Source organism: Paucimonas lemoignei, from assembly GCF_004342585.1.
GTDB lineage: Bacteria > Pseudomonadota > Gammaproteobacteria > Burkholderiales > Burkholderiaceae_D > Paucimonas > Paucimonas lemoignei.
The window spans coordinates 161458-187302 of sequence record NZ_SLZQ01000008.1; the positions used below are offsets into that span (position 1 = coordinate 161458).

Below are 25845 nucleotides of genomic sequence, written 5' to 3' on the forward strand. Positions count from 1 at the left end.
AGGTGCCGACACATGGGCCTGCACAGGCGGCAGCGACTCGCCATTGGCCGGCACGACTGCCCCTTAGCTGGTGTAGCCGAGGCCCATTGCCTCGCGCACGTCGCGCATGGTTTCCTCGGCCTGCGCGCGCGCCTTGCTACAGCCTGCGAAGACGATCTCACGCACAAGCTTGGGATTATCCAGGTAACGCTGCGCACGCTCGCGCATCGGCTCCTGTTCCTTCAGCACGGCTTCGATCACCGGCTGCTTGCACTCGATACAACCGATGCCTGCCGAGGTACAGCCCTTCACCACCCAATCCTTGGTCTGCTCATCCGAATATACCTTGTGCAGCTGCCAGACCGGGCATTTTTCCGGGTCGCCTGGGTCGGTGCGGCGTACGCGTGCCGGATCGGTCGGCATGGTGCGCATTTTCTTGACCACGGTTTCCTTGTCTTCGCGCAGGGCGATGGCATTGCCATAGCTCTTCGACATCTTCTGTCCATCCAGGCCCGGCAAGCGCGATGCTTCGGTCAGGCGCACCTGCGGTTCCGGCAGGATGATCTTGCGGCTGCCCGCGATATTGCCGAACAGGCGCTCGCGGTCGGCAACGCTGATGCTCTGCGCTGCGTCGAGCAGTGTCTTGGCCTGATCGAGCGCGTCGTGCTTGCCCTGCTCCTGGTAAGCGGTGCGCAAGGCTTCGTATTGCTTGCCCTGCTTGCCGCCCAGCTTCTTCAGAGCTTCCTGCACCTTTTCCGCGAAGCCTGGCTCCTTGCCGTACATGTGATTGAACCGGCGCGCGATTTCACGCGTGATCTCGACGTGCGGAATCTGGTCTTCGCCGACCGGCACCATGGTGGCGCGGTACAGCAGCACGTCGGCCGACATCAGCAGCGGATAACCGAGAAAGCCGTAAGTCGACAGATCACGGTCGGCCAGTTTTTGCTGCTGGTCCTTGTAGGTCGGCACGCGCTCGAGCCAGCCCAGCGGCGTCATCATCGACAGCAGCAGGTGCAGCTCCGCGTGCTGCGGCACCTTCGACTGGATGAAGATCGTCGCCTTTTCAGGATCGACGCCGGCGGCCAGCCAGTCGATCACCATGTCCCAGGTGCTGGCTTCGATTCCGGCGGGATCTTCGTAATGAGTGGTCAGGGCGTGCCAGTCGGCGACGAAGAACAGGCATGGCAATTCATCCTGCATCTTGACCCAGTTTTTCAGGGCGCCATGGTAATGACCGAGATGGAGGGCACCCGTGGGGCGCATGCCGGAAACGACGCGATCGGGGAACATGGTAATGGATTAGCTTAGTAAAAAGGTAAAAGGGGTTGCCAGCAACTTCACGACCAGGCTAGCAGCAGTCATGACGGGCACCATCCAGAATTTTAATACTTGCAAAAACAATAGCGCCAGCACGATGAAGAAACCATAGGGCTCCAGCCGGCCATATTTATAAGCAAGCCGATTGGGCAGCAAGCTGAACATGACGCGTCCGCCATCCAGCGGCGGCACCGGAAAAAGATTAAAGGCAAAAATCACCAGGTTGACCACCACTCCGGCCTGCGCCATCTTGTAAAAGAAGACTTCATTGACCTGCAGTGCTCCCAGTACGAGCGCAAACAGCATCCACAGCAGCGCCATGAACAGATTGGCACCCGGGCCGGCCAGCGCCACCCAGGCCATGTCGCGCTTCGGATTACGCAGCTTTCCCCAGTCGACAGGCACCGGCTTGGCATAGCCGAACAGGAAGGGACTACCGGAAAAATACAGCACGATGGGAATCAGCAGCGTACCGATCGGATCGATATGGCGAATCGGATTGAGGCTCATGCGCCCCTGCATGTAAGCGGTGGAATCGCCGAAGTACTTGGCCGCGTAGGCATGGGCGGCTTCGTGCAGAGTGATGGAAAAAAGGATGGGCAGTACGTATACCGCGAAATTCTGGATAAGCTCGTTCATCAGCGGATTTTATCAGACGGTTGCCACATGGAGAGAAGCACGACTCTTCCTCTCTCTCCACGCGATAGCAATCTGACTACAATCCGAACATCGATGCATCGCCGCGGCCCTGGCGCACCAGCACAGGCTCCCCACCGGTCAGGTCGATCACGGTGGTCATTTCCAGGCCGCAGGCGCCGCCGTCGATCACCAGCTCAATCTGACGCTCCAGCTTTTCGCGCACGAGGTCCGGGTCGGTCAGCGGCAGTTCGTCGTCAGGCAGGATCAGGGTCGAGCTCAGCAAAGGCTCGCCCAGTTCTTCCAGCAAGGCCAGCGCAACCTGGTTTTCCGGCACCCGCAAGCCAATCGTCTTGCGCGACGGATGGCTCACCCGGCGCGGCACTTCGCGCGATGCTTCGAGGATGAATGTATAGGGCCCAGGCGTGGCAGCCTTCAGCATCCGGTACTGGGTGTTATCGACTTTGGCATATTGCGAAATCTCGCTCAGGTCGCGGCACAGCAAGGCCAGGTGGTGTTTTTCGTCAATGCCGCGAATGCGCCTCAGCTTGGTTACCGCATCCTTGTCATCGAGTTGGCAACACAATGCATAGCAGGAATCGGTCGGCAAGGCGATGACGCCGCCGGCACGCACGATTTGCACTGCCTGCTTGATCAGGCGCAGTTGCGGGTTGTCGGGATGAATTTGAAAAAACTGGCTCATAAAAAGTTACGGCGGCAGCTTGCGCCACCGCCGTCCATTAATCAGGCTATCCACCGCCTGTCAGCGTGCTCCCTGCAGGGCAGCGATGCGTTGTTCAATCGGCGGGTGACTGGAAAACAGTGCCAGGAAACCTGATTTTTCACTGCTGATACCCATGGACCCCAGCGATTGCGGCAGATTGCTCGGCTCCAGGCCACCCAGACGCGCCAGCGCGCGAATCATCGGCTGCGGCGTACCCAGAAGCTTCACAGCACCCGCGTCGGCACGGAATTCGCGATAGCGCGAGAACCAGGCAACGATCATCGAGGCGGCGATGCCGAATACGATCTGGCACACCATCACGGTCACCATGTAGCCGACGCCCGGACCTTCATTGTCGTTACGGGACAGCGCGCGATCCACTGCATAACCTACCACGCGCGACAGGAATACCACGAAAGTATTCACCACGCCTTGGATCAGCGTCATGGTGACCATGTCACCGTTGGCAACGTGAGCGACTTCATGCCCGAGCACCGCTTCGACTTCCTCACGCGTCATCGATTCCAGCAAGCCGGTCGATACCGCCACCAACGCAGAATTCTTGAAAGCACCGGTTGCGAAGGCATTCGGCTCGCCTTGGTAAATCGCCACCTCGGGCATGCCGATGCCGGCTTTCTGCGCCAGCTTGGCAACGGTGTCGACCAACCAGAATTCAGTCGAGTTGGACGGCGACTCGATCACGTGCGCACCGGTGGACCACTTGGCCATCGGCTTGCTGATCAGCAGCGAGATGATGGAACCGGTGAAGCCGACGATCAATGAAAACACCATCAGCATCGGCAGGTTGAGGCCATTCGCCGTCAGGAAGCGGTCCACGCCGAGCACCGACAACACTATCGTCATGACGGCGATGACGGCAATGTTTGTGGCGATGAACAACAATATTCTTTTCATTTGAAATTCCCTTATATAAAACCGAGACTAATGTAGGAATTCTTCCACAGAATTCAAGTAGACGGGCCGCTTTATTCTCAGGTTTTACGGAATTATATTTGCGATTTATTCAGATATTCCAGTCGTGCCAGACAGGCGTGACGGAACGCGGCAGCGGCGGCAAGGCGCCCAATTCGACATGAGATTCTTCAGGCCCGTGAAAATCGGATCCGCGCGACGCCAGCAAGCCATATTTGGCAGCAACCTTGGCATACACTTCGTACTGGTCCGGTGTATGGCTGCCCGTGACCACTTCGATCCCGACGCCGCCGGCATGCTTGAATTCGCTCAGCAAGGCATGCTGCTGCAATTCGGTGAAACGGTAACGCCCCGGATGGGCGACGATGGCAATGCCGCCGGCGCTCCTTATCCAGCGCACCGCATCCTGCAATGTCGCCCAGCGATGCGGCACGTAACCAGGCTTGCCTTCAGTCAGATAATTGCGGAACACATCCTTGACATCGGCACAGACGCCGATTTCAACCAGGTAACGGGCGAAATGGGTGCGCGAGATCAGGTCGGGATTGCCGACGAATTTGATGGCGCCTTCGAAGGCGTGGGGAATCCCTGCCTCAGCAAGCTGTGCCGCCATTTCTTCCGCGCGCCGGGCGCGGCCACCCCGGGTAGCCGCCAATCCGTGCACGAGATCCGGGTTGGTTTCATCGATGCGCAAGCCGACGATATGCACCGTCTCGCCAGCCCAGGTTACCGAAATTTCCACGCCAGCCACATGCCGCATACCGAGCGCGGCCGCCGCTTCCCTGGCTTCGGGAATGCCGCCGAGCTCGTCATGATCGGTCAGGGCCCAGACATCCACGCCCTGCGCTTTCGCACGCGCCGCCACCTCTGCCGGCGCAAGCAAGCCGTCAGAAACGTTGGAATGGCAATGGAGATCGACGTTCAGCATGGTGGATTGCAAATTACGCATGCTTGCATTGTACGCGGCTTGCGCCGAGGCCGCAGGCGTCTATCTTGATGGCGAACAGCAAACTTATGCCAAGAAGTTTTCGATATGCCGGGCCAACAGTTCAGGCTGATCGTGATGCAGCATGTGGCCGGCGTCCGGGATGGAAACCGTCGTCACATTCCGGATGCAATTCTTGCGGCGGTCCACTTCGGCGCGCCCCTGCTCTTTCGGCCCGATCCAGCGCCAGATATCGGTTTCTTCGGCTTCGACCCACAACACTGGTGCCGTGATCGCCTGCCAGCAGGCCAGCGCTTCTTCCACATGATAGAGAACCGGGCTGATCAGCTTATGCGCGGGGTCGCCAAGGATTTCCCAGCGCCCTTCCGCATTCTGCGCGGCCCAGTGCTGGGCCAGAAAAGCAGCGCGCTCATCGGACAGGCGCGGATTGGTTTTCTGCAAGCGTCCCATCACTTGCTGGAGCGAGGCGTAGCTGCGCAACTCCGGCGCATCCCGCAAGCCGTCCAGCCATTGCACATAGCGGCCCGGGGCCTGCTCCGGCCGCGTCGGCGGCATGCCGAAACCTTCGAGGTTGATCAGCTTGCCGATTCGTTCCGTGCGCACGCCGGCATACATGCAGGCGACATTGCCGCCCATGCTATGGCCGAGCAGATTCACCTGCTCGCCGGGCGCGTAATGATCGAGGATCGCATCGAGGTCGCCCAGGTAATCGGCAAACCAGTAGCTGTCGCCGCCGGAACGCTGCGACAGCCCGTAACCGCGCCAGTCGGGAGCGATCACGTGCCAGTCGTTCTTCAGGCTATCGACCACGAATTGAAACGACGCCGACATATCCATCCAGCCATGCAGCATGAACAGGCGTGGCGCGCTTTCGCTGCCCCAGTGGCGAATGTGGTAGCGCAAGCCGCGCACCGGAAGAAATTCGGACCTCGATGGTTTCATGTATGGCCATTTCAATAAATAGAACGACCGTACGATTATATCGGAGGTTCGGCATGTGCGGTTGACTGATGCCAACAGGCTTTGCCGGCAATCAGTCAACCTGCAATCGCGCCGCCAATCAGAGGCTGGCTTCAGGCCCTGGCCAGGTCTTGCGCACCGCCCCACAATCCGAGGCGGATATCATTGCCGGACGGGTGCTGATACAGCTTCAATCCAAACTCCGGCAAAATGGCCAGAAGATGGTCAAAGATATCGCCCTGGATACCCTCATAGATTGCCCAGGCCGTGGTGGCGGTAAAACAGTACAGTTCCAGGGGAATCCCTTCGGAAGTCGGTTCCAGCGTACGCACCATCAGGGTCATGTCCTGCCGAATGTTGGCATTGGCTTTCAGGTAAGCGCCGACATAGGCGCGGAAGGTACCGATATTGGTCAGCCTGCGCAGGTTGGCCGGCTCGGCGGATTGATCGCCCAGCTTGCGGCGCAGGCCAGCGTTAGTCTGCGTCAGATGCAGCATTTTTTCTTCGAGATAGGGCCGCAGGAGTTCGATCCGCGCCAGGCGGCGGATTTCGCTATCGTCCAGAAAATGCACCGATGCGACATCCAGGCGCAGCGAACGCTTGATGCGGCGGCCGCCCGACTGCGACATGCCGCGCCAGTTCTTGTAGCTTTCGGACATGAGCCGCCAGGTCGGGATTGACGTAATGGTCATATCCCAGTTCTGCACCTTCACGGTATGCAAGGCAATATCGATGACGCTGCCATCGGCCCCCACCTGCGGCATCTCGATCCAGTCCCCCACGCGCAACAGATCATTCGATGTGAGCTGCACGCCGGCGGTAAATGACAGAATGGTGTCCTTAAACACCAGCATCAGCACGGCAGACATCGCGCCCAGGCCGGACAGCAGGATCAGCGGAGAACGGTCAATCAGCGCGGCAACGATGACGATGCCGCCCAACAGTCCCAGCAGCAGCTTGCCAAGCTGGATGAAGCTCTTGACCGAGCGGCGCTGTCCGCCTTGTGAATTATCCGTGGATTCATAGCCATCCCGGACCGCGTCGAGCACGGCATACAGCACGCGCAAGAGATGCAGCACGGTCAGCGCCACCGCCACGTTACGAATCACGGTAACCGCATTTTGCGGCAGATAGGGCACGGCAACGATGCCGACCTGCACCACGAGAGAGGGCACCACCTGCGCCAGGCGCTGTGGCAAGCGATTATTCAACAGCATGCCAACCCAGCCGGTTTGCAAGCGGACAGCAAGGCGGGTGAATACGCGCGTCAGCAATCCCTGCAGGATAAGACGGGCGCTAAATGCCAGTACGGCCAGCAGCAACAATCCAAGAGTGGCTTGAGCCCACGGTTCCAGGTCGGCGAGAAATGGGAAAGTCACTAGTCTGAACTCCTTTTTAAACATCGTTCGGGTAACCCAAACAAGTTGAAGCGGCGTATGCCATTGCCGACGAAGCGACGGTTGGCAGTACGGGACAGTTATCCTGGCAAACAGATATGCGCCGGGATCCAATTAAAGTAGCCGCGATGGCTCGAGAAGAAGCGGCTGAGCGGCTCATGTGCCAGTCAGTGCTTCAGAACGCAAAGGCAAGTTTGCGCCCTACCCTCGCCGAAGAGCACGACGAAGGGGGAACTGCCGATTTTTGGATTTTATCAGCGGAAAATTAAGGCAGGCTGATGACATCAACCTGACGGCAGGCTTCCTAGCGCAGAAACTGGGCCAGATTAAACGACGACCGCACGCCGATATGATGAAAGTGTTGTTTTAACCAGGCCTCGGCTTGGGCGCGCCCTTCGCTGCGCAAAGCCTGCAAAAACGGTGCCTTTGTATTCAATCTGCTCAGCGTGGGCAGCTGTCCCATCAGCTCGCGCGATGCGATGGAATGAATGTGCAGGTTGCGCAGGCGCCGCTCCAGCTGGCCAAAGGCAAACAGACTGCGCCTGGCTTCGCGCTGCGCCAGGGCGATGGCTTGCAATTCCGTGGAGATGGCGGCATTGAAGCCGATTTCGGTCAGGCGCGTGTGAATCTCGTTGACAGTCTTGGGTATCGCAGTCGCGATGGCCGAGTGCAGCAGCACGACCATGATATCGCGCGCCTGGCATTGGTGCAGCAAGGGAAAGAGCGGCGGATTCGCAGTGAAACCACCGTCCCAATATGCCTCGCCATCGATTTCGACAGCATGATGCAGCGAGGGCAGGCAAGCCGATGCCAACAACATATCGAGCGTCAATTGGTGCGTGCGGAACAGCTTGAGCGTGCCGCTGCCGACATGGGTCGCGGCGATAAAGAGTCTTAGCGGGCATTCCTTGCGCAGGCGCTCAAAATCGACTTGCGCCGCAAGTATGTCGCGCAAGGGATTGATATCGAACGGGTTCCATTGGTAAGGCGACAAAAATCGGGTGAGGGCGAGCAAGGCATTGATGCCAGGAGAAGGATGAGCATGCGCGGCCAGGCTCTCGGCCGTGTATTCTGCGTCGGATTGCAGATTGAAAGGCTTGCTGACGGCGACGCTTTCCCAGAAATCCTTCAGTGCCTGGCGCGCGCCCTCCCGTCCGCCAATGGTCCAGCCATACGCCATCGTCACCGCATTCATCGCGCCGGCACTGGCGCCGCTGATGCCTTCGATGTCGATACGTTCATCCTCCAGCAAACGCTCCAGCACACCCCAGGTAAAGGCCCCGTGCGAACCACCACCCTGCAGAGCTAGCGTCAGCGTTTTTTTCGGCATGCACGATCCTTTTCTCAGAAACCTTCCAGCGGACCGGAATGGGTGGCCGCTTCACATTCCCGAATGCTACTGAATACATTACCCGGAGAGTTTAGCTGCATCAAGCTATCGCCGGGAACGATTCGGCTTGCAGACAACTGCGCGGATTCGCTCTGATCGATGCCGCAATATGACAGCATCGTGCGAAGACATGAGAGATAGGCGAAGCGAAAATACAACATCATTTTCCATTTGAAGGATGCAGGCTGCGCTGTTGCGAAGCCAGGGCTGCACCGGCAAACAATGCGAGTGCGGAAAACACCAAGCCGCGCTCAAGGCCGCCGCCGCTGTCGGCAATCCATCCGGCCACGCTCGGGCCGACGATCTGGCCGAATGCAAACACGGTCGTGAACGCGCTGATGCCGGCGGACCAGGATTGCGGTTGCAGGTTGTGCCGCACGAGCGCGGTGGTGGAGGCGACGACCGAAAGAAACACCGCGCCGAACACGATGCCGGACAAGAATACGAGTAAAGGCGCCGACGTCAGCGCGGGGATGATCGTGGCAATGCCAAGCAAGGCATTCAAGATCGCCAGCGACTCCCCTCCCCTGAACCGATCCAGCATGCCGGCCCAGATGCGCGAGGACGCCACCACGGCCAGGCCGAGCAAGGCGTAGAAAATCGTGATCATTGGCGGCGCCATGCCCTGCTGCTTGAGCAGCGCCACGACAAACGTCATGTAACCGATGTAGCCGACGCCGAACATGAAATAGCCGAGCAAGCCGAATGCGAATGCGCGCACCTGAAACGGACGATGCTCGCCACTCTGGCGCGCCGTGTCGGGAATCGTGCGGATCGGCGCAGCCATGGCCGCGGTGGCGGCGAAACAGAGCAAACCTAGCGCCAGCCATGGCCAATGCCAGCCGTGCGCTACGCCATTCGATGCCGCCGCCGCGAGCGTGGCCGGCACCAGCAGCGCGGACGCCGCAATGCCGAATCCCGTCCCGCCGTAATACAGGCCCAGCAACAGCCCGGAACGCTGCGGATGCAAGGCGCCCAGGCGCGCGGCCAGGATGCCGCCGGCGATGAAAATGAACGCGCTCGATATACCCGCCAGTATGCGCTGCATCAGCAAGACACCGGTATCCGTGACGAGGCCTGACACCATCATGAATATGCCCGTGAGAATGGCGCCGGCCAGCAGCAAGCGCTGCGGCGAGAGCCGGCGCATCAGCCACGGCGTCACCAATGCGCCAAGTAGATAGCCAAGCGCATTCGCCGTATTCATGGCGCCAGCCAGGAAATATGACCAGTCGAGATCGGCGCGCATGGCAGGCAGCAGCAAGCCATACGAAAAGCGCGAGATGCCCAATGCGATGGCCGCGCCCAGCGACAAGGCCAGTGCGGTCAGCAAAGGCCGCTTAAGCGCCAATGCTTCCACGCCTTCAATCTGTTTCGTCATGGCGTCAGCAGCGCCAGTTCGCGCTCGGAGAATCCGGCGCGACGGCGCGCATCCAGATTGAATGGGCCGCGCAAGGGCGGCGCCTTGTAGATCGCCGACAGTTCCGCATAGGCCGCAACCGGATCGAGGTTGCGCGCACTACACAGCCAGCCGTACCAGCGGTTACCAATGGCGACATGGCCGATCTCGTCACGCAGGATGATATCGAGGATTTCGGCGGCCGCCTGATCACCGGCCTGCGCCAGCTTGGCGCGCACCGCCGGCGTCGCATCCAGTCCCCGCGCTTCCAGCGTGCGCGGCACCAGCGCCATACGCGCAAGCAGATCACCCTCGGTTTTTTGCGCCATTTCCCACAGACTGTTATGCGCGGGGAAGTGGCCATAGGAGAATCCCAGCGTTTGCAGATGCGCCGACAGCAGGGAAAAATGCAGCGACTCTTCCGCGGCCACCTGCAGCCAGTCGCCGTAATAATCTTTCGGCATGCCCGCATAGCGCCACACTGCATCCAGCGCCAGGTTGATGGCATTGAATTCGATGTGTGCCAAGGCATGAATGAGTGCCGCCCTGCCCTCGACTGTTCCCATGGATCGATGCTTGACCGCAAGCGGAGGGACTAATTCCGGTCGTGCAGGCCGTCCCGGAATGTGTTGGCGAGGCCGTAGATGCGCTTCCGCATCCAGCTCTAGTTGATTGCCAATCCAGGCTTTGTACAGAGCAGTCACGCCCGCAGCTTTGCTAGCCGGATCTGGCTCCGCAAGCCAGTGCAATGCTGCTGCACGCAACTCCTGCCAATCTGGCAATTCTGTTGAACGTTGAACAAATTGGGAAGGATTCGGTGCAGTCATGCTGGGAACGGTAAAATGGCGGACATCATCAACTCGAGCATTCTACGGAATTCCATGGCCATCTACCAATTGGGCGAGCACATCCCGCAAATCGATGCCACAGCCTACATTACCGATTCCGCCAATATCATCGGCAAGGCGCGCATCGAAGCCAATGCCAGCATCTGGTTCGATGTCACGATTCGCGGCGATAATGAATTGATCACGGTGGGAGAAAACAGCAACGTGCAGGAAGGCTGCGTGCTGCATACCGATCCCGGCAAGCCGCTCACCATCGGCAAGAATGTCACGGTGGGCCACCAAGCCATGCTGCATGGCTGCACCATCGGCGACGGCAGCCTGGTCGGTATCCAGGCGGTGATCCTGAATGGCGCCAGGATCGGCAAAAATTGCCTGGTCGGCGCCGGCGCGCTTATCACCGAAGGCAAGGAATTTCCCGACAATAGCCTCATCATCGGCTCGCCGGCCAAAGCGGTGCGCACGCTGTCAGAAGAAGATATCGCGCGAATGCACGGCAATACCCGCAACTATGTCGAACGCGGTCGGTATTTCAAGGACAACCTCAAGCGCATCGGTTAAGCCGGCACCAACAGGAAGTATTTATGGACAAGCTGCAAAAATTTATCTTCGAACAGGCCGCCGTGCGCGGCGAACTGGTCGAACTTTCCGAAACCTGGAAGCAGGTGCAATCGCGCCGCACCTATCCGCCGGCCGTGCGCAACGTCCTGGGCGAAATGATGGCCGCTGCCGCGCTGCTGTCGGCGAATCTGAAATTCAATGGCTCGATCATCATGCAGATTCACGGCGATGGCCCACTGCGCCTGCTGGTGGTCGAATGCGATGCGGAACTGCACATGCGTGCCACCGCCAAGCTAGCGCCCGATGCCTTGATTTCGGATGAGACAACGCTGCGCGAACTGGTGAACGTACACGGCCAGGGACGCTTTGCCATCACGCTCGACCCCAAGGACAAGCTGCCCGGCCAGCAGGCCTATCAAGGTATCGTGCCGCTCGATGGCGAAGACGTATCGACCATCATTGAAAACTACATGCTGCGTTCCGAACAGCTCGACACCAAGCTTTGGCTGGGAGCCGACGACAATGTCTCGCGCGGCCTGCTGCTGCAAAAACTGCCGGTCAGCGGCGGCGAGGAAGTAAATCCGGAAGTGGCACTGGAAACCTGGAACCGTACCGTGACGCTCGGATCGACGCTCAAGAAAGAGGAGTTGCTGAGCACCGACACCGACACCCTGATGCGCCGCCTGTTCTGGGAAGAGACAATCCGAGTGTTCGACCCGCAGGAACCGCAATTCAACTGCTCCTGCAACCGCGACAAGGTCGGCAACATGCTGAAAATGCTAGGCCAGGACGAAGTCAATGCCGCCCTAGCGGATCTCGGCAAGCTGGCGATCAATTGCGACTTCTGCGGCCAACACTACGAGTTCGACAGTGTCGATTGCGCCCGCTTGTTTACCGCCGATACCAGCACGGATGCCGCGCAGCAGACCAGTCCGACACGGCATTAATAAAAAAGGGCGCATCGATGTGCGCCCTATCTTTCCTTTTCCCCTTCAGTCTTCCGGCATCCTCATTCGGCCGCATTCGCTGGATGAGGCTTGACGGCGCTACGCCGCCGACTTGGCCTCGATGTCGGGATCGTTGGCGCCGGCGGCGAATACCTGGTCCAGCGCGCGGTCGACCAGGCGATCCAGCGAAACCGGTTGAGCGCTTCCTTCGCGCAGCCGTTGCGCCAGCGCGCTGTCCGTCAACTGGAAAGTTTGTTCCTTGCGATGCGTGGTGAAGATAAACATGCTCTTCATCGGGCTGACCCACGATAGCTTGGCCTTCATGGCGCCGCCGTGAGAATCGGTGAAACTCAGCCACACGCCGCGTTCCAGCCGCTTGATCTGCTCGTCGAAATCGTCCGGCTCCGGTTCCGGCTTGAGGTTGGCCAGTTTTTCCTGACGACGTTCCGCGGCTTGCTTGGCCACTTCGACCGCGAGTTCCAACTGCTTTTCCGGCGTGATCGGCAAAGGCGCGCGCACGATCGAGGCATGCGTCTCGGCCAGCTCGGAAAAGAAGCGTTCGCGCTCGCCCTCTTCCCATTTGACCATGTTGAGCCACTTGTTCAGGCGCGACAGGATGGAAGGCAGCTTGGCCAGCAATTCCTTGCGCTGTTGCGCGGTGATTTTCGGCTTGACGCTCCAGATGAGGTCATCCATGGTGCTGACCGCGTTCTGGACTGCCGTCGGTTTTTCTTCCTGCAGGGTATAAGCCAGCGTCAGCACCGGCACCCATTTGTTTTCGAGGAAGGTCTCGACAAAAGCCACCACTTCGCCCGTGCCGATGCGCATGGAGACTTCGTTTTTCGCCGCTTTCGTCGCCTGCCCCAGTTTTTCGCTTTGCAGTGCCTGGTCGATCGGCTCCTGCAGTTTCGTGACTGCGGCCTTTTCCTCTTGCTGGATGAAGTTCTGCAGTTCGCCCAGCACTTCGGAGAAAATCGACATCTGCTTGTCGAAATCCTGCTGCACCCGTTCGACGATGTGCTTCATCTTTTGGTACAGGGGGGCATCCTGCCCGCTGGCCTGGTCCCACTCCAGGCTGGATTGCGTCAGCGTTTCCACCAGTTGCCGCGCGGGATGCTCCTGCTTGAAAAAGAAATCCTTGTCGATCAGCGCAGCCTTCAATACCGGCACCTGCAGGAAGCCGATCAGCGACTTCATTTCTCCCGCAATATTCTTGTCGCGGAATACCAGGTCGAACACATTGGTCAGGAGATCGATGGTATTTTCATCGACGCGGCTGAGCGCGCCGGCTGGAGCCTGCTGCTTGATGTTGGTGAGCACCGCGGTCGTCGCGCTATCGCTGCTTGCCAGCCCAGCCAACTGCCGATCCAGCATGCTCTTTTGCATGCCGGCCAGGAAACCCATCAACTGGTTGCTGACTGCCGTGACCTGCAGGAGCTGGCTTTGCAGGTTGGCTTGGACGCCTTCTGCGCCACCGGCGCCAACCATGCCGACTTCTCCGGCGCGTACGCCTCCAGCATAATTTCCGCCTTCACCGCTCCCGCCGCCGAATCCCGCACCATCTCCGTAGCCTCCCGCCGCCGAGCCCGCCTCGCCCGTCAGCATACGGCGCAAGCCCTCCGCAATCTGCTCCTCGCGCTTTTTTTCCGCGACATAGTTGGTGGATTTGCGAATGCGGTAGGTATCGCCCAGCGCGGGCAAAATGCCATGACTGACCAATGCCTCATTGACTGCCTGCAGGATCGGCGCCATGTCCAGAAAGACAGCAGGCTCGAGCAGCGGCAATATCAGCGGATGCGAATCGGCATCCGGATTGAATTCAGCCCACGCCTGGTTCAGTGCTGCCAGAAAGACATCGGGCCGGAAAGGATTTTGCGACAACTGGAATTCGGAGCGGCCCAGCAGGCTGCCAAGGCGCATGTTCAGCGCATCCAGCGCATCGGCATGCTTGGCCGTATACGGACGGGCGGCGTGTCCCAGCCTGACCTTGCGGTCCATTTCTTCGTACGGAACCAGTTCCAGCTCGGCATGCAACTTCTCGGGCTTTTCATCTTGTTCGGTCTGGTCCAGCTGCAGCAGGCTTTGTATCTCGCTGCGCAGCATGCTTTCGATGTAGCCTGACGCCAAATGGTAATAGGCATACATATTTTTCCGCAGCATGCCGGCGCCGGTGAAACAAAGGTTCGCTTGGCGGGAATCGGTGCTTTGCTCGGAAAATGCCATCAGGGCGTCCGCCAGGCGAAGCGAAAAGGCATCGAGCTGGGCATTGGCGGTTTTGGAAGCAATAACAACCAGGCCGGACAGGATTTCCATTGACTTGCTTGTTGCGGCTGCATGCGGAGTACGCTGTTTGCCTATCGTGTCAATGTGACTGGAAACCATGATTTCCTCCTTATCCCGGCAAATTCCGCCTTGCCGCATCGGCGCTTCTTCGATTCTCGGAACTTGTGCCCATGTACAGAAAGCCGGCGATTCCGGCAACTTTCTGCATTTTCTCAGAATATTGCCTTGAAGCAATACTTATTAGGCAACAATCGTCAAAAAAGTTTAAATATTGCCAGACAAATAATTTATTTGATACTGGAAAATGAGCCCTAACCGTAATATCGGCAGGGAAGATGTGAAACTGAAGGGGTCAGCGTGTGTGTTTGGCGACTGTGGCCAGTGGTTGGGATGGCGCGGAGGCCGGCTTGTCGGAAGGCGCCAGCACCTGGACGAAGATTTCGTTTTCCTTGATCATGCCCAGCTCGAAGCGGGCACGCTCTTCGACAGCACCTGTGCCGTCTTTCAGGTCATGTACTTCGGATTCGAGCTTGTCGTTGCGCGCCTTGAGCTGCAGGTTCTTTTGCTGCGCTTCGGCGACCTGGTGATCGAGATCCCACACGCGCAGCCAGCCGCCCTTGCCCAACCATAGGGGATACTGGATCAGAACCAGCAAGGCAGCAAGGCAAAGCGTGATCAGGCGCATTCTGGGGACTGCAGGCCATAAGGCCAGTCAGGTAATCGCGTCAGGAATTGAATATGGCACATGCCACGGGCGACATATTCGCATACCCATGGGAATAGTCAACCATTGCGCAAGCGGCCGGAGTGTATCCGGCCGCCCGTTGTGGTTTTTTACGCCAGCTTATTAGCGCAGGTTGTAGAACGCGCTACGACCCGGGTAGCTGGCGATGTCACCGAGATCTTCCTCGATGCGCAGCAGCTGGTTGTACTTGGCCATGCGGTCCGAACGCGACATCGAGCCGGTCTTGATCTGCAGTGCATTGCAACCCACCGCGATATCGGCAATGGTCGAATCCTCGGTTTCGCCGGAGCGGTGCGAAATCACCGCAGTGTAGCTGGCGCGCTTGGCCATCTCGATGGCGGCGAAGGTTTCGGTCAGGGTGCCGATCTGGTTGATCTTGATGAGGATCGAGTTGGCGATGTTCTTCTGGATGCCTTCGCGCAGGATCTTGGTGTTGGTGACGAACAGGTCGTCGCCCACCAGTTGCACCTTTTTGCCCAGGGCGTTGGTCAGGTTGGCCCAGCCATCCCAGTCGTTCTCGGCCATGCCGTCTTCGATCGAGATGATCGGGTACTTGTCGCACCAGGTGCCCAGCAGGTTGGTGAAGTCGGATGCCGACAGGGTCAGGCCTTCGCCATGCAGGTGGTACTTGCCATCCTTGTAGAATTCGGAAGCGGCGCAATCCAGGCCCAGGGCCACTTGCGTGCCCGGCTCGTAACCGGCTTGCTCGATTGCCTGGATGATCAGCTTGATGGCTTCTTCATGGTTAGACACGGAAGGAGCGAAACCGCCTTCGTCGCCGACCGCGGTGGTCAGGCCCTTGTCGTGCAGGATCTTCTTCAGGGTGTGGAATACCTCGGCGCCGTAGCGGATCGCTTCCTTGAAGCTGGGAGCGCCCACCGGGATGATCATGAATTCCTGGAGATCCAGGTTGTTGTCGGCATGCGCGCCACCGTTGATGACGTTCATCATCGGTACCGGCATCTGCATCGAGCCCGAACCGCCGAAATAACGGTACAGCGGCAGGCCGGATTCCTCGGCGGCGGCTTTAGCGACCGCCATCGACACGGCCAGCATGGCGTTGGCACCCAAACGGCCCTTGTTTTCGGTGCCGTCGAGGTCGATCAGGGTGCGGTCGAGGAAAGCCTGTTCGTTGGCATCCAGGCCCATGATGGCTTCGGAGATTTCGGTATTGATGTTCTCGCAGGCTTTCAAAACACCCTTGCCGAAATAACGGCTCTTGTCGCCATCGCGCAATTCGATCGCTTCACGCGAACCGGTGGACGCACCCGACGGCACGGCCGCACGGCCCATCACGCCGGATTCCAGCAGCACGTCGCATTCGACGGTCGGATTGCCGCGCGAATCGATTACTTCGCGGCCGATGATGTCAACGATTGCACTCATTCAGTTCTCCCAAATCAAAATAAAAATTCTTTTTGCGCCTGCCCTGCAGGAAAAAGACGTTGCCCGGCATCGGGCAACGTACTGAATATCCAATTATCTATTGTTGGCTTTGGGGCGCATTGCGCTGCGCCACCATTCGTCATTAGGAAAAATTATTTTCCAGGAAGCCTGCCTGCTTGACGGCCCGGTCAAGTTGCACCAGCGTCGCCAGCAATTCCTTGATGCGGCCCAAGGGCACGGCATTGGGACCATCGGACTTGGCTTCGGCCGGATTCGGATGCGTTTCCATGAACAGGCCGGCGATGCCGACTGCAACGGCGGCACGTGCCAGGACAGGAACGAATTCGCGCTGACCGCCGGAAGAGGTGCCCTGCCCGCCCGGCAATTGCACCGAGTGAGTTGCATCGAACACCACCGGGCAACCAGTTTCGCGCATGATCGCCAGCGAGCGCATGTCGGATACCAGGTTGTTGTAGCCAAAGGAGACGCCGCGTTCGCATGCCATGAACACGTCGTCCGGCAGATTGGCTTCACGCGCGGCTTCACGCGCCTTGTCGATGACATTCTTCATGTCGTGCGGCGCGAGGAACTGGCCCTTCTTGATATTCACCGGCTTGCCGGACTGCGCGCAGGCACGGATGAAATCAGTCTGGCGGCACAGGAAGGCCGGAGTCTGCAAGACATCGACCACGGCGGCGACCGGTTTGATCTCGTCGATCTCATGGATGTCGGTCAGCACCGGTACGCCGATCTGCTTCTTCACATCGGCGAGAATTTCAAGGCCCTTTTCCATGCCCAGGCCACGGAAAGACTTGCCGGAAGAGCGGTTGGCCTTGTCGAACGAAGACTTGTAAATGAAGGGAATGCCGAGTTCGGCGGTGAGTTCCTTCAGGCGGCCTGCGGTGTCGAGCGCCATGTCGCGCGACTCGATGACGCAGGGGCCGGCGATCAGGAAAAACGGCTTGTCGAGACCGACATCGAATCCGCAGAGCTTCATGCTGTTTCCTTTTGGGCGGTATTGGCAGCACCAGCCTGCTGCTTATGCGCCAGTGCTGCCTTGATGAAGGAAATGAACAGAGGGTGACCATTGCGCGGCGTGGAATTGAATTCCGGATGGAATTGCACGCCCAGATAAAATGGATGGCCGTCGGCGCCTTCGCGCGGCAATTCCATGATTTCGCACAGGTTCTCGGTAGGCGTACGGGCCGACACGATCAAGCCTGCCTCCTCGACACGACCGAGGTAATGGTTGTTGGCTTCGTAGCGATGGCGATGACGCTCGGTCACCTTCGGGCCATAGATTTCGGCAGCCAGCGTGCCCGGCTTGACGTCGCAGGTTTGCGCGCCCAGGCGCATGGTGCCGCCGAGGTCGGAACTGGCGTCGCGGGTCTGCACCTTGCCATCGTGGTTTTCCCACTCGGTGATCAGAGCCACCACCGGCTGTTCGGTGTCAGGATCGAACTCGGTCGAATTCGCCACGGTAAGGCCAGCCTTGTGACGGGCATACTCGATCAGCGCCACCTGCATGCCCAGGCAGATACCCAGGTAAGGAATCTTGTGTTCGCGGGCAAAGCGCGCGGCGGCGATCTTGCCTTCCACGCCACGCTTGCCGAAGCCGCCCGGCACCAGGATGGCGTCGTACTTGGCCAGCGCACCCGGACCCTTGGCTTCGAGTTCCTCGGAGTCGATGTACTCGATATTCACGCGGCTTTCGGTATGGATGCCGGCGTGACGCAGCGCTTCGGTCAGCGACTTGTAGGATTCGGTCAGGTCGACATACTTGCCCACCATGCCGATGGTGACTTCGGCCTTGGGGTTTTCCAATGTGTAAACGAGGCGGTCCCACATCGACAGATCGGCGGGTTGCGGCGACATGCCGAGCTTTTCGCAAACGATGCGATCAAGCCCCTGGTCATGCAGCATCTGCGGAATCTTGTAGATGGTGTCAGCATCCCACACCGAGATCACGGCATCTTCCTGAACGTTCGAGAACAGCGAAATCTTCGCGCGCTCATCGTCGGGAATGCGGCGGTCGGCACGGCACAGCAGTGCGTCCGGCGAAATACCGATTTCGCGCAGCTTCTGCACGCTGTGCTGGGTCGGCTTGGTCTTCAACTCGCCGGCAGACGCGATGAATGGCACCAGCGTCAGATGCACGAAGGCGGTATTGTTGCGGCCCGAGCGCAGGCTCAGTTGACGCGCGGCTTCCAGGAAAGGCAGCGATTCGATGTCGCCGACGGTGCCGCCGATCTCGACGATCGCCACTTCATAGCCTGCGGCGCCGCGCTTGATGAATTCCTGGATCTCGTTGGTGATGTGCGGGATCACCTGCACGGTCTTGCCGAGGTATTCGCCGCGGCGTTCCTTGCGGATCACGGATTCATAGATCTGGCCGGTGGTGAAGTTATTCACCTTGCGCATCTTGGCCGAAATGAAACGCTCGTAATGGCCCAGATCCAGGTCGGTCTCGGCGCCGTCATCGGTGACGAACACTTCGCCGTGCTGGAACGGGCTCATGGTGCCCGGATCAACGTTGATGTACGGGTCGAGCTTGAGAAGAGTGACTTTGAGGCCGCGCGATTCAAGGATGGCGGCCAGGGATGCGGCGGCGATCCCTTTGCCCAGGGATGAAACCACGCCGCCAGTAACGAAAACAAACTTGGTCATTGCTGAAGGTGCCAAACGGCACATGCGGGAAATTGAAATTATACCGCAAAGCTGGCGGCAGAAGATTTCCTTTTTATCAACAAAGCTGCTCGCCTGTACTCGTCCGCAATAAATTTACTGAGTTAATTTGGATATTTCCGGCGATGACATGCCTGAATGCACTGCCTGTCCCGATGAATTCGGGATCAAGGTGCATAGGTAAACAACAGGCGCACGAAATTCTGCGCGCCGCGTGCATTCGACAAGGCATCGATCTCGGTACTCCGCCGGACGATGGCTGCGGTAGCGCCGTATTTACCATCGCTCCAGGCCACGCCCAGTTCCGCCTCGCCCACCGCACGCTTGGGCTTGACCGTATGCGGATTATTGGATGAGAAATAACCGCCCTGCAGTGTAGCGTTGTACGCCACGCCTGTCGCATCCAGCCTTAGATAGGCATGCAGCCCGGCGTCGTTCGCAAAGTTGGGCAATTGCCCTGCCCGCAGCGTGATGCCGGCGCCGGCATCGGTATGAATATTGCCGAAGCGTCCGTGGATCACCGGCGTGGCATCCAGCCAGGAGGCCGGCTTCCAGCGCACCGGCGCCCAATCGGCATACAGGATGGCGCCCCATTCATTGCGCATCTGGCGGCTCCAGCCTTGCGGAACCGGCTGGTTCAACAACTGGTGCAGCTTGGTCTGGGTCCACCTGCCGCCGGCGCACGGGCCGAGGCAACCTATGTCGAGGCCATAACGCAGGCTGGAGCCTTCTTCCTGCCGCGCCTCCTTGAAAAAGCCGAAATACAGCCAGGCCGCATAAGGGTGATCCGGCGGGCCGACCAATTGTGGCGGCAACTTGATGTCGGATGCCGTGTAAAACTGCTGGCCGAAGCGCCAGCCGAATTCGGTTTCCCCGCTGCCTTCCCGCAGCACATGTGCGCGGCTGTAGCGAACGCCGCTCGAATAAAAACCATCATCGCGGTTGAGCAGCAGCGAGTCATTGTCGATATCAAAGTGGTTGATTACCCTGCCCTGCTCCGTCACGCGCTTGTAGTCATCCAGCAGACTGGAAGCACCGGCAGCGGCGGCAAAGGTCGATACGGTCATGAAGCACATGCCAAGCGCAACGCGTGAGGACATAAAAGCCATGGGACTCCTGAGAAAGGAAATGGGGATCAGGCTGGAAGAGGTATTGACAGCATTCTAACGAATCCTCCCAGTCAATGAAACGCTTCGCCACAACACCCGAGAAAGGGAGACATTGGCCGACATCAAGCTCACGTCACCTTCCATACCAGTAACGCGCATGTTCATGACGATATTCAATTGCCTCGAGACTGGAGTTGAAGCGCAGAGTGACTGCACCCGACTCATCGCTGCGCAGGCGGCGAACGCCCAGGTCACCATAACGCTCGTAGACTTCCCGCTTGGGATGCTTGTAGCGATTGCGGTAACCGACCTGAAACAGGGCGAGTTGGGGATTGACCGCTGCCAGGAAACCCGGCGTGGAAGATGTGCCGCTGCCATGATGCGGCGCCAACAGCACTGCGGCACGCAGATGCTCGCCCTGCTCCTCCAGAAGCCGGGCTTCATCGTTTCTTTCGATATCGCCGGGTAGCAAGACCGCGCCTGCGCCATGGCTGATCTTCAGGGTGCAGCTGCGGGAATTGGGCTTGAGATGGGGATTATCGTAGCTCTCGGGCGATGGATGCAGCATCTCGAAACGCATGCCATCCCACTCCCACGCCTGCCCGGCTTCGCAGCGTCGATGTTCGGCAGCAGCGCGCTTGATCTGATGTTCTTCCGGCAGCGAGGAAGAAACCCATCCGACCTTGACGGCCTCGAGCAGCGACAAGGCCCCGCCGGCATGATCGGCATCGCTGTGGGAGATGACCACGCCGTCGAGATGATCGATGCCCCGGGCTTTCAAGTATGGCAGGATGACGCGGCTGCCGCCATCCGATTCGGGAGAATACACAGGGCCGGTGTCGTACAACAGGCGCCGGCTCGGCGTCTCGACCAGCAGCGCAGTGCCCTGTCCGACGTCGAATGCCGTGATCCACATTTCACCGTCGCGCGGCGCAGCGGGCGCATTGAGCAATAGCGGCAGCCAGCCTGCCAGCCCCAGCCAGCGCAATGGCCAGCCGCGGGGCGCCAGCATCCAGAGCATGCCGGTCAAGGCGGCGCCGAATACCAACCATTCCGGCACAGGCGCATTCCATACCGCCGATGGCCACGACGACATCCAGGCCAGGACGCGGGCAAGCCATACGATACATTCGTGAGCGAAGTCCAGTACCGGAACGGACAAGGGCGCGGGCAATACGCTGCCGACCAGCGCCAGCGGCGTCACGACAAAACTCACCAGCGGAATGGCAATCGCATTGGCAATCGGACTGACCAGCGAAACCTGGCCGAACAGCAGCATGGTCAGCGGAACCAGGCCGATGGTAACGGCATACTGGGTGCGGCTGGCATCGCGCAAACTGGAATGCAAGGCATGCAAGCGAAGCTTCCATGCCGGAGTTGCAGGCACGGGCAATCCATTATTCGCGGCGCCCTGTCGGGCAGCCGTTTGCGCCGCAAGCTCGGCGGCAGCGCCTGGCGGCGCAGGCTTGCCCCGTCCCACGCCGGTGTACAGGATGACGGCGACCGCGCCAAAGGAAAGCCAGAATCCCGGCCACAGCACTGCCCAGGGGTCGAACAGGATCACCACCGCCAGGGCCAGGCACAACACATGCGAGATACTGGTGAGGCGGTCGAACCATAACGCCGCCGCCACGACCGTCAGCATGTACAAGGTACGCTGAGCGGGCACGCCGAAGCCGGCCAGCAGCACATACACCAACGCCATTGCCACGCCCGCGAGAGCCGCAGCTTTTTGCGCCGGCAGCAGCAAGGGCAATTGCGCACGGGTGAAAAAGGAGCGCCGCCACAGAAAACCGAACAGTGCGGCAAACAAGCCGGCGACCATGGTGATGTGCAATCCTGAGATGGAGATCAGATGGCCGACGCCAGTACGGTTGAAGACTTGCCAGTCCGATTGCGCGATCGCACGCTGATCTCCCACCACCAGCGCGACGATGACGCCGGCATACTCCATGTCCGGCAAGGCCGAAACAATTCGCTCGCGCAGCCAGTAGCGGCTGCGCTCGACGGCATGGGAAAGACCGGGGACAAATTCATCGAGCTTGCGGTTGGCCGACGAGGAGCGGCGATCCTGCCTCACGTAACCGGTGGCGCGCAATCCCTGCTCCAGCAGCCAGACCTCATAGTCGAAACCGTAAGGATTGGCATTGCCATGAGGACGACGCAGTCGCACCGTCAACTGCCAACGCTCTCCCGGCAAAAGTTCGGGCACCGCTTGCGACTCGACGCTGCGGAAACCGCTATACCAGGATAACGCCAGCCGCGACGGTAATACCGGCGCTCTGGCATTGACTTCGGATGTCGGTGCGGATGCCGAATCGTCATTGGTTGATTGCATGCCTGCCGAATTGGACTCGCCGCTTGCGGCGTCACCGCTGGCATCTTCACCAGTCAGCACGCGTTCGACGGCGAAATTGAAACGCACGCCGCGGTCGAACCGGTTTGGCAGGCTATCGACGGTGCCGATGACGGTGACATCCTGGCCTTCCCACTCTTCCGGCAATTCTTCGCGCAGGTGGTAATGCGCAACGAGCGCGGCCCAGATGAAACCGGTCAGGATGCCGCAAGTGGCAAGTCCGGCTGTTCGCAGATAAGGCGCTGTGGCTGCAAGCCTCGTGCACTCTGCCTCAGGCTGTGCAGCTTGATCTGCTGGCTGGCAAAATCGATATATGCCAAACGCCAGCAAAAGCACCGCTGAAGCCAGCATGAGCATGCCCCAGATCCCGGGCAAGATCGGCTGCATTTGCAGCCAGGCCGCGCCAACCACGAAACCGAGGATGGCGCGGCGCATTTATGCAGCCAGAGAAGCCAGTCGCGGCAAGGCCGCCAGGGCATTCGCGGAAGTCCTGCGCGCCAGCTCTTCCGTTCCTATGCCGCGCAGATCCGCGAGAACCTCGGCAATGCGCGGTAATTCCTCCGGGCTGTTACGCCCGGGATGCACCCACACCGGTGAAATATCCGGCGCATCGGTCTCCAGCACGATGGATTCGAGCGGCAGCTGCGACGCCAGCCTGCGGATCTGCAGCGCTCGCGTGAAAGTCATGGCGCCGCCGAAGCCCATCCTGAATCCCAGCCGGATCAGCTCGTTCGCCTGCTGGAAGCTGCCGTTGAAGGCATGAGCAATCCCGCCCGGCACCTCGATGCGGCGCAGATATTTGAGAATGATATCGACCGAGCGGCGCACGTGCAGCAAGACCGGCAAGCCGAAGTCGCGCGCGATCTTCAACTGCTCGCTGTAAAAATACTCCTGCTTTTCCCGCAAGGGCCCGTCTTTAAGCTGCGGCACGAAAAAGTCCAGGCCAATTTCGCCGATGCCGATAAACCGTTCATCATCCATCGCGACGGCCACCGTCTCACGCAGGTGCTGCAAATCTTTTTCTTCAGCCTTCGGCATGAAAATCGGGTGGATGCCCAGCGCATACACGCAATTGGCGTTGTCCCGCGCAAGCTGCGCCACCCGGTCGAAATTGACGCGCGCTACTGCCGGGATCACGATCCAGTTGACCCGTGCCTCATCTGCACGCGCCGCCACCTCGCCTTCTTCGCTGGCGAATTCTCCTGCATCGAGGTGGCAATGGGTATCAATCCACATGAGCTTGCAAGCCGCTTTCCGAGAGGCGCACAATGCGGTCGCAATGCCGCGCCAGTTCAATATCGTGCGTAACGATAACAAAAGCGGTGCCGAGGGTCTTTGATAATTCCAGCATCAAATCAAAGGTCTTTTGCGCGGTCGGCCTGTCCAGGTTGCCGGTCGGCTCGTCGGCCAATACGCAGGCCGGCCGCGTCACCAGCGCCCGCGCCAGCGCCACGCGCTGCCGTTCGCCCCCGGAAAGCTCGCCCGGCACATGCGACACGCGATTGGCAAGTCCGACCCGTTCCAGGATCGCGGCTGCTTCCTTTTGCGCATCGGCGCGCTTCATGCGCCGGATCATCAGCGGCATGGCCACATTGTCGAGCGCGGAAAATTCCGGCAGGAGGTGATGGAATTGATAGACGAAACCGAGCGAGGCATTGCGCAAATCGCCGCGCGCCGTCTCATTCAGGCTGTACAGATCCTTGCCCAGCAGGTTGACGTTGCCGGCGGTGGGCTCATCCAGCCCGCCCAGCAGGTGCAACAGGGTCGACTTGCCGGAGCCGGAAGCACCGACAATTGCCACGCGCTCGCCGCGCGCCACGGAAAATTCGATATTGCGAAACACCTCGACCGAATATTTACCCTGGGTGAAGGTCTTGCCGAGGTTGCGGCAGGACAGCACGACTTCATTCATATTCGCGTTCCCGTTACTCATAACGCAATGCCTCCGCGGGTTTGACGCGCGCCGCCCACCAACTCGGATACAAGGTCGCCAGGAAAGCCAGCACGACTGCCACGCCGCCGATGGTCCACACATCCGGCCAGCGCAAATCCGATGGCAGGGTATTGATCAGATAAATATCCTTGGGCAGGAATTGCACGCCCAACAGCCGCTCTATGAAGGGAACGATCACATCGACATTCATCGCCACCAGCACGCCAAGCCCCACGCCAATCGCCGTGCCGATCAGGCCGACGATGGCTCCCTGGATCATGAACACCTTCATGATCGAGCGCGGCGAAGCGCCGATGGTGCGCAGGATGGCGATATCGGCCTGCTTGTCGGTCACCGTCATCACCAGTGTCGACACCAGGTTGAACGCCGCCACCGCGATGATGAGGGTCAGGATGATGAACATCATGCGCTTTTCGGTTTGCACGGCGGCGAACCAGTTGCGGTTCTGGCGCGACCAGTCGCTGATGAGCACGTTGCCGGTCATGACGGTCGAGAGCTGCATTGCCACCTCGGGCGCCTTTTGCATGTCCCTGATCTTCAGGCGCAGGCCGGACGGCGCTGGCAGCTTGAACATCTTCTCCGCATCTTCCAGGTGAATGAAGGCCAGCGACGAATCGAATTCATAATGGCCGGCTTCAAAAATGCCGACCACGTTGAACTGCTTAAGTCTTGGAATCACGCCAGCCGGCGTCACCTGCCCCTGCGGCGCGATCAGGGTTACCTTGTCGCCCAGGCCGACGGCGATGGAGCGTGCCAGTTCGCCGCCCAGCACGATGTTGAATTCACCGGCCTTGAGGTTATCGAACGAGCCCTGGCGCACTTGCGACGCCACATCCGACACTTTCGGCTCTTCCTGCGGCAGCACGCCGCGCACGATCACGCCGCGCACGGTGTCGTCGCGGGTAATCATGGCTTGTCCGGCAACGTAAGGCGCCGCGCCGATGACCGCCTTGTTGGTAAAGGCTTCACGGGCGGTCTCATGCCAGTCCGGCAAGGCTCCTGATGCGTCGAAGACTTCGATATGCGCTAGGACCGATAGCATGCGGTCGCGCACTTCCTTCTGGAACCCATTCATGACGGATAGCACGACGATCAGCGCTGCCACGCCCAGCGCAATACCGAGCATGGAAATCAGTGAAATAAAGGAAATGAAACTGTTCCGTCCGCTGCGCTTGCCGGCCCGGGTGTACCGTAAGCCGACCAGCCATTCAAATGGCAAATTTTTCACTATACTCAAAAGAAACGCTCCCAAAAGGGCTTGCCTTCATTGATCGATTCATCACTCAAAACGCA

At 59.5% G+C, this 25845-nt stretch carries 22 protein-coding genes; 2 read left to right on the top strand and 20 right to left on the bottom strand.

Annotation, left to right across the window (positions count from 1 at the left end; translation table 11 throughout):
- Window positions 1-63: 63 nt before the first annotated feature.
- The 10 genes from EDC30_RS13390 to EDC30_RS13435 form a co-directional block, all read right to left on the bottom strand.
- A complete protein-coding gene (locus EDC30_RS13390) occupies window positions 64-1269 on the bottom strand; it encodes a tryptophan--tRNA ligase (RefSeq protein ID WP_132259346.1) in 1206 nt (401 codons plus the stop codon).
- A gap of 9 nt (window positions 1270-1278) precedes the next feature.
- A complete protein-coding gene (locus EDC30_RS13395; protein WP_132259347.1) occupies window positions 1279-1935 on the bottom strand; it encodes a site-2 protease family protein in 657 nt (218 codons plus the stop codon).
- A 76-nt stretch (window positions 1936-2011) separates the two neighbouring features.
- On the bottom strand, window positions 2012-2635 hold the full coding sequence (locus EDC30_RS13400; protein WP_132259348.1) for an L-threonylcarbamoyladenylate synthase: 624 nt from the start codon (window positions 2633-2635) through the stop codon (window positions 2012-2014).
- A gap of 60 nt (window positions 2636-2695) precedes the next feature.
- Window positions 2696-3571, bottom strand: coding sequence for a protease HtpX (gene htpX / locus EDC30_RS13405; RefSeq protein WP_132259349.1), 876 nt, complete (start codon window positions 3569-3571; stop codon window positions 2696-2698).
- A 109-nt stretch (window positions 3572-3680) separates the two neighbouring features.
- The gene (locus tag EDC30_RS13410) at window positions 3681-4517 is read right to left on the bottom strand and encodes a 3',5'-nucleoside bisphosphate phosphatase (RefSeq protein ID WP_132259385.1); all 837 of its coding nucleotides are present in this window, start codon (window positions 4515-4517) and stop codon (window positions 3681-3683) included.
- A gap of 84 nt (window positions 4518-4601) precedes the next feature.
- A complete protein-coding gene (locus EDC30_RS13415) occupies window positions 4602-5477 on the bottom strand; it encodes an alpha/beta fold hydrolase (protein WP_132259350.1) in 876 nt (291 codons plus the stop codon).
- Between the two features lie 131 nt (window positions 5478-5608).
- On the bottom strand, window positions 5609-6874 hold the full coding sequence (locus EDC30_RS13420; protein ID WP_243656782.1) for a mechanosensitive ion channel family protein: 1266 nt from the start codon (window positions 6872-6874) through the stop codon (window positions 5609-5611).
- A gap of 322 nt (window positions 6875-7196) precedes the next feature.
- Window positions 7197-8222: a patatin-like phospholipase family protein gene (locus tag EDC30_RS13425; RefSeq protein WP_132259352.1), complete on the bottom strand. Its 1026-nt coding sequence runs from the start codon at window positions 8220-8222 to the stop codon at window positions 7197-7199.
- Between the two features lie 220 nt (window positions 8223-8442).
- Window positions 8443-9663, bottom strand: a complete 1221-nt coding sequence (locus tag EDC30_RS13430) for a YbfB/YjiJ family MFS transporter (RefSeq protein WP_132259353.1) — start codon at window positions 9661-9663, stop codon at window positions 8443-8445.
- Window positions 9660-10508 carry a ferritin-like domain-containing protein gene (locus EDC30_RS13435; RefSeq protein ID WP_132259354.1) on the bottom strand — a complete coding sequence of 283 codons (849 nt, stop codon included), beginning with the start codon at window positions 10506-10508 and terminating at the stop codon, window positions 9660-9662. Before EDC30_RS13435 ends, EDC30_RS13430 begins: the two co-directional genes overlap by 4 nt.
- 54 nt (window positions 10509-10562) lie before the next feature.
- Between EDC30_RS13435 and EDC30_RS13440 the strand changes: the two genes are divergently transcribed.
- Together EDC30_RS13440 and hslO are read left to right on the top strand one after the other, a co-directional pair.
- The gene (locus EDC30_RS13440; RefSeq protein WP_132259355.1) at window positions 10563-11087 is read left to right on the top strand and encodes a gamma carbonic anhydrase family protein; all 525 of its coding nucleotides are present in this window, start codon (window positions 10563-10565) and stop codon (window positions 11085-11087) included.
- Between the two features lie 23 nt (window positions 11088-11110).
- Window positions 11111-12034, top strand: a complete 924-nt coding sequence (gene hslO, locus EDC30_RS13445) for an Hsp33 family molecular chaperone HslO (protein WP_132259356.1) — start codon at window positions 11111-11113, stop codon at window positions 12032-12034.
- A gap of 99 nt (window positions 12035-12133) precedes the next feature.
- Here hslO and EDC30_RS13450 read toward each other — a convergent pair whose 3' ends face one another.
- The 10 genes from EDC30_RS13450 to EDC30_RS13495 all read right to left on the bottom strand — a co-directional run bounded on the left by EDC30_RS13450 (window position 12134) and on the right by EDC30_RS13495 (window position 25789).
- Window positions 12134-14416: a DUF1631 family protein gene (locus EDC30_RS13450; protein ID WP_165973823.1), complete on the bottom strand. Its 2283-nt coding sequence runs from the start codon at window positions 14414-14416 to the stop codon at window positions 12134-12136.
- Window positions 14417-14669: 253 nt separating this feature from the next.
- The gene (gene ftsB / locus EDC30_RS13455) at window positions 14670-15002 is read right to left on the bottom strand and encodes a cell division protein FtsB (RefSeq protein ID WP_132259358.1); all 333 of its coding nucleotides are present in this window, start codon (window positions 15000-15002) and stop codon (window positions 14670-14672) included.
- A 162-nt stretch (window positions 15003-15164) separates the two neighbouring features.
- Window positions 15165-16448, bottom strand: a complete 1284-nt coding sequence (eno, locus tag EDC30_RS13460; RefSeq protein WP_132259359.1) for a phosphopyruvate hydratase — start codon at window positions 16446-16448, stop codon at window positions 15165-15167.
- A 142-nt stretch (window positions 16449-16590) separates the two neighbouring features.
- A complete protein-coding gene (gene kdsA / locus EDC30_RS13465) occupies window positions 16591-17445 on the bottom strand; it encodes a 3-deoxy-8-phosphooctulonate synthase (RefSeq protein ID WP_132259360.1) in 855 nt (284 codons plus the stop codon).
- Window positions 17442-19115, bottom strand: a complete 1674-nt coding sequence (locus EDC30_RS13470) for a CTP synthase (protein ID WP_132259361.1) — start codon at window positions 19113-19115, stop codon at window positions 17442-17444. Before EDC30_RS13470 ends, kdsA begins: the two co-directional genes overlap by 4 nt.
- Before the next feature lie 185 nt (window positions 19116-19300).
- Window positions 19301-20242, bottom strand: coding sequence for a lipid A deacylase LpxR family protein (locus tag EDC30_RS13475; protein WP_132259362.1), 942 nt, complete (start codon window positions 20240-20242; stop codon window positions 19301-19303).
- Between the two features lie 133 nt (window positions 20243-20375).
- The gene (locus tag EDC30_RS13480) at window positions 20376-23033 is read right to left on the bottom strand and encodes a DNA internalization-related competence protein ComEC/Rec2 (RefSeq protein ID WP_132259363.1); all 2658 of its coding nucleotides are present in this window, start codon (window positions 23031-23033) and stop codon (window positions 20376-20378) included.
- The gene (locus EDC30_RS13485; RefSeq protein WP_132259364.1) at window positions 23034-23834 is read right to left on the bottom strand and encodes a TatD family hydrolase; all 801 of its coding nucleotides are present in this window, start codon (window positions 23832-23834) and stop codon (window positions 23034-23036) included. It lies immediately after the preceding gene.
- Entirely contained in the window at window positions 23824-24510 is a 687-nt protein-coding gene (lolD, locus tag EDC30_RS13490) for a lipoprotein-releasing ABC transporter ATP-binding protein LolD (protein WP_424446918.1), read from the bottom strand. The genes EDC30_RS13485 and lolD overlap by 11 nt, the downstream gene beginning before the upstream one ends.
- Window positions 24511-24523: 13 nt before the next feature.
- Window positions 24524-25789, bottom strand: a complete 1266-nt coding sequence (locus EDC30_RS13495) for a lipoprotein-releasing ABC transporter permease subunit (protein WP_132259366.1) — start codon at window positions 25787-25789, stop codon at window positions 24524-24526.
- Window positions 25790-25845 lie beyond the last annotated feature (56 nt).

Bases quoted from the DNA above. Each gene is read 5' to 3' on its own strand.
- EDC30_RS13390 (WP_132259346.1), bottom strand. From the start codon at position 1,269: ATGTTCCCCGATCGCGTCGTTTCCGGCATGCGCCCCACGGGTGCCCTC.
- EDC30_RS13395 (WP_132259347.1), bottom strand. From the start codon at position 1,935: ATGAACGAGCTTATCCAGAATTTCGCGGTATACGTACTGCCCATCCTT.
- EDC30_RS13400 (WP_132259348.1), bottom strand. From the start codon at position 2,635: ATGAGCCAGTTTTTTCAAATTCATCCCGACAACCCGCAACTGCGCCTG.
- htpX (WP_132259349.1), bottom strand. From the start codon at position 3,571: ATGAAAAGAATATTGTTGTTCATCGCCACAAACATTGCCGTCATCGCC.
- EDC30_RS13410 (WP_132259385.1), bottom strand. From the start codon at position 4,517: ATGCTGAACGTCGATCTCCATTGCCATTCCAACGTTTCTGACGGCTTG.
- EDC30_RS13415 (WP_132259350.1), bottom strand. From the start codon at position 5,477: ATGAAACCATCGAGGTCCGAATTTCTTCCGGTGCGCGGCTTGCGCTAC.
- EDC30_RS13425 (WP_132259352.1), bottom strand. From the start codon at position 8,222: ATGCCGAAAAAAACGCTGACGCTAGCTCTGCAGGGTGGTGGTTCGCAC.
- EDC30_RS13430 (WP_132259353.1), bottom strand. From the start codon at position 9,663: ATGACGAAACAGATTGAAGGCGTGGAAGCATTGGCGCTTAAGCGGCCT.
- EDC30_RS13435 (WP_132259354.1), bottom strand. From the start codon at position 10,508: ATGACTGCACCGAATCCTTCCCAATTTGTTCAACGTTCAACAGAATTG.
- EDC30_RS13440 (WP_132259355.1), top strand. From the start codon at position 10,563: ATGGCCATCTACCAATTGGGCGAGCACATCCCGCAAATCGATGCCACA.
- hslO (WP_132259356.1), top strand. From the start codon at position 11,111: ATGGACAAGCTGCAAAAATTTATCTTCGAACAGGCCGCCGTGCGCGGC.
- EDC30_RS13450 (WP_165973823.1), bottom strand. From the start codon at position 14,416: ATGGTTTCCAGTCACATTGACACGATAGGCAAACAGCGTACTCCGCAT.
- ftsB (WP_132259358.1), bottom strand. From the start codon at position 15,002: ATGCGCCTGATCACGCTTTGCCTTGCTGCCTTGCTGGTTCTGATCCAG.
- eno (WP_132259359.1), bottom strand. From the start codon at position 16,448: ATGAGTGCAATCGTTGACATCATCGGCCGCGAAGTAATCGATTCGCGC.
- kdsA (WP_132259360.1), bottom strand. From the start codon at position 17,445: ATGAAGCTCTGCGGATTCGATGTCGGTCTCGACAAGCCGTTTTTCCTG.
- EDC30_RS13470 (WP_132259361.1), bottom strand. From the start codon at position 19,115: ATGACCAAGTTTGTTTTCGTTACTGGCGGCGTGGTTTCATCCCTGGGC.
- EDC30_RS13475 (WP_132259362.1), bottom strand. From the start codon at position 20,242: ATGGCTTTTATGTCCTCACGCGTTGCGCTTGGCATGTGCTTCATGACC.
- EDC30_RS13480 (WP_132259363.1), bottom strand. From the start codon at position 23,033: ATGCGCCGCGCCATCCTCGGTTTCGTGGTTGGCGCGGCCTGGCTGCAA.
- EDC30_RS13485 (WP_132259364.1), bottom strand. From the start codon at position 23,834: ATGTGGATTGATACCCATTGCCACCTCGATGCAGGAGAATTCGCCAGC.
- lolD (WP_424446918.1), bottom strand. From the start codon at position 24,510: ATGAATGAAGTCGTGCTGTCCTGCCGCAACCTCGGCAAGACCTTCACC.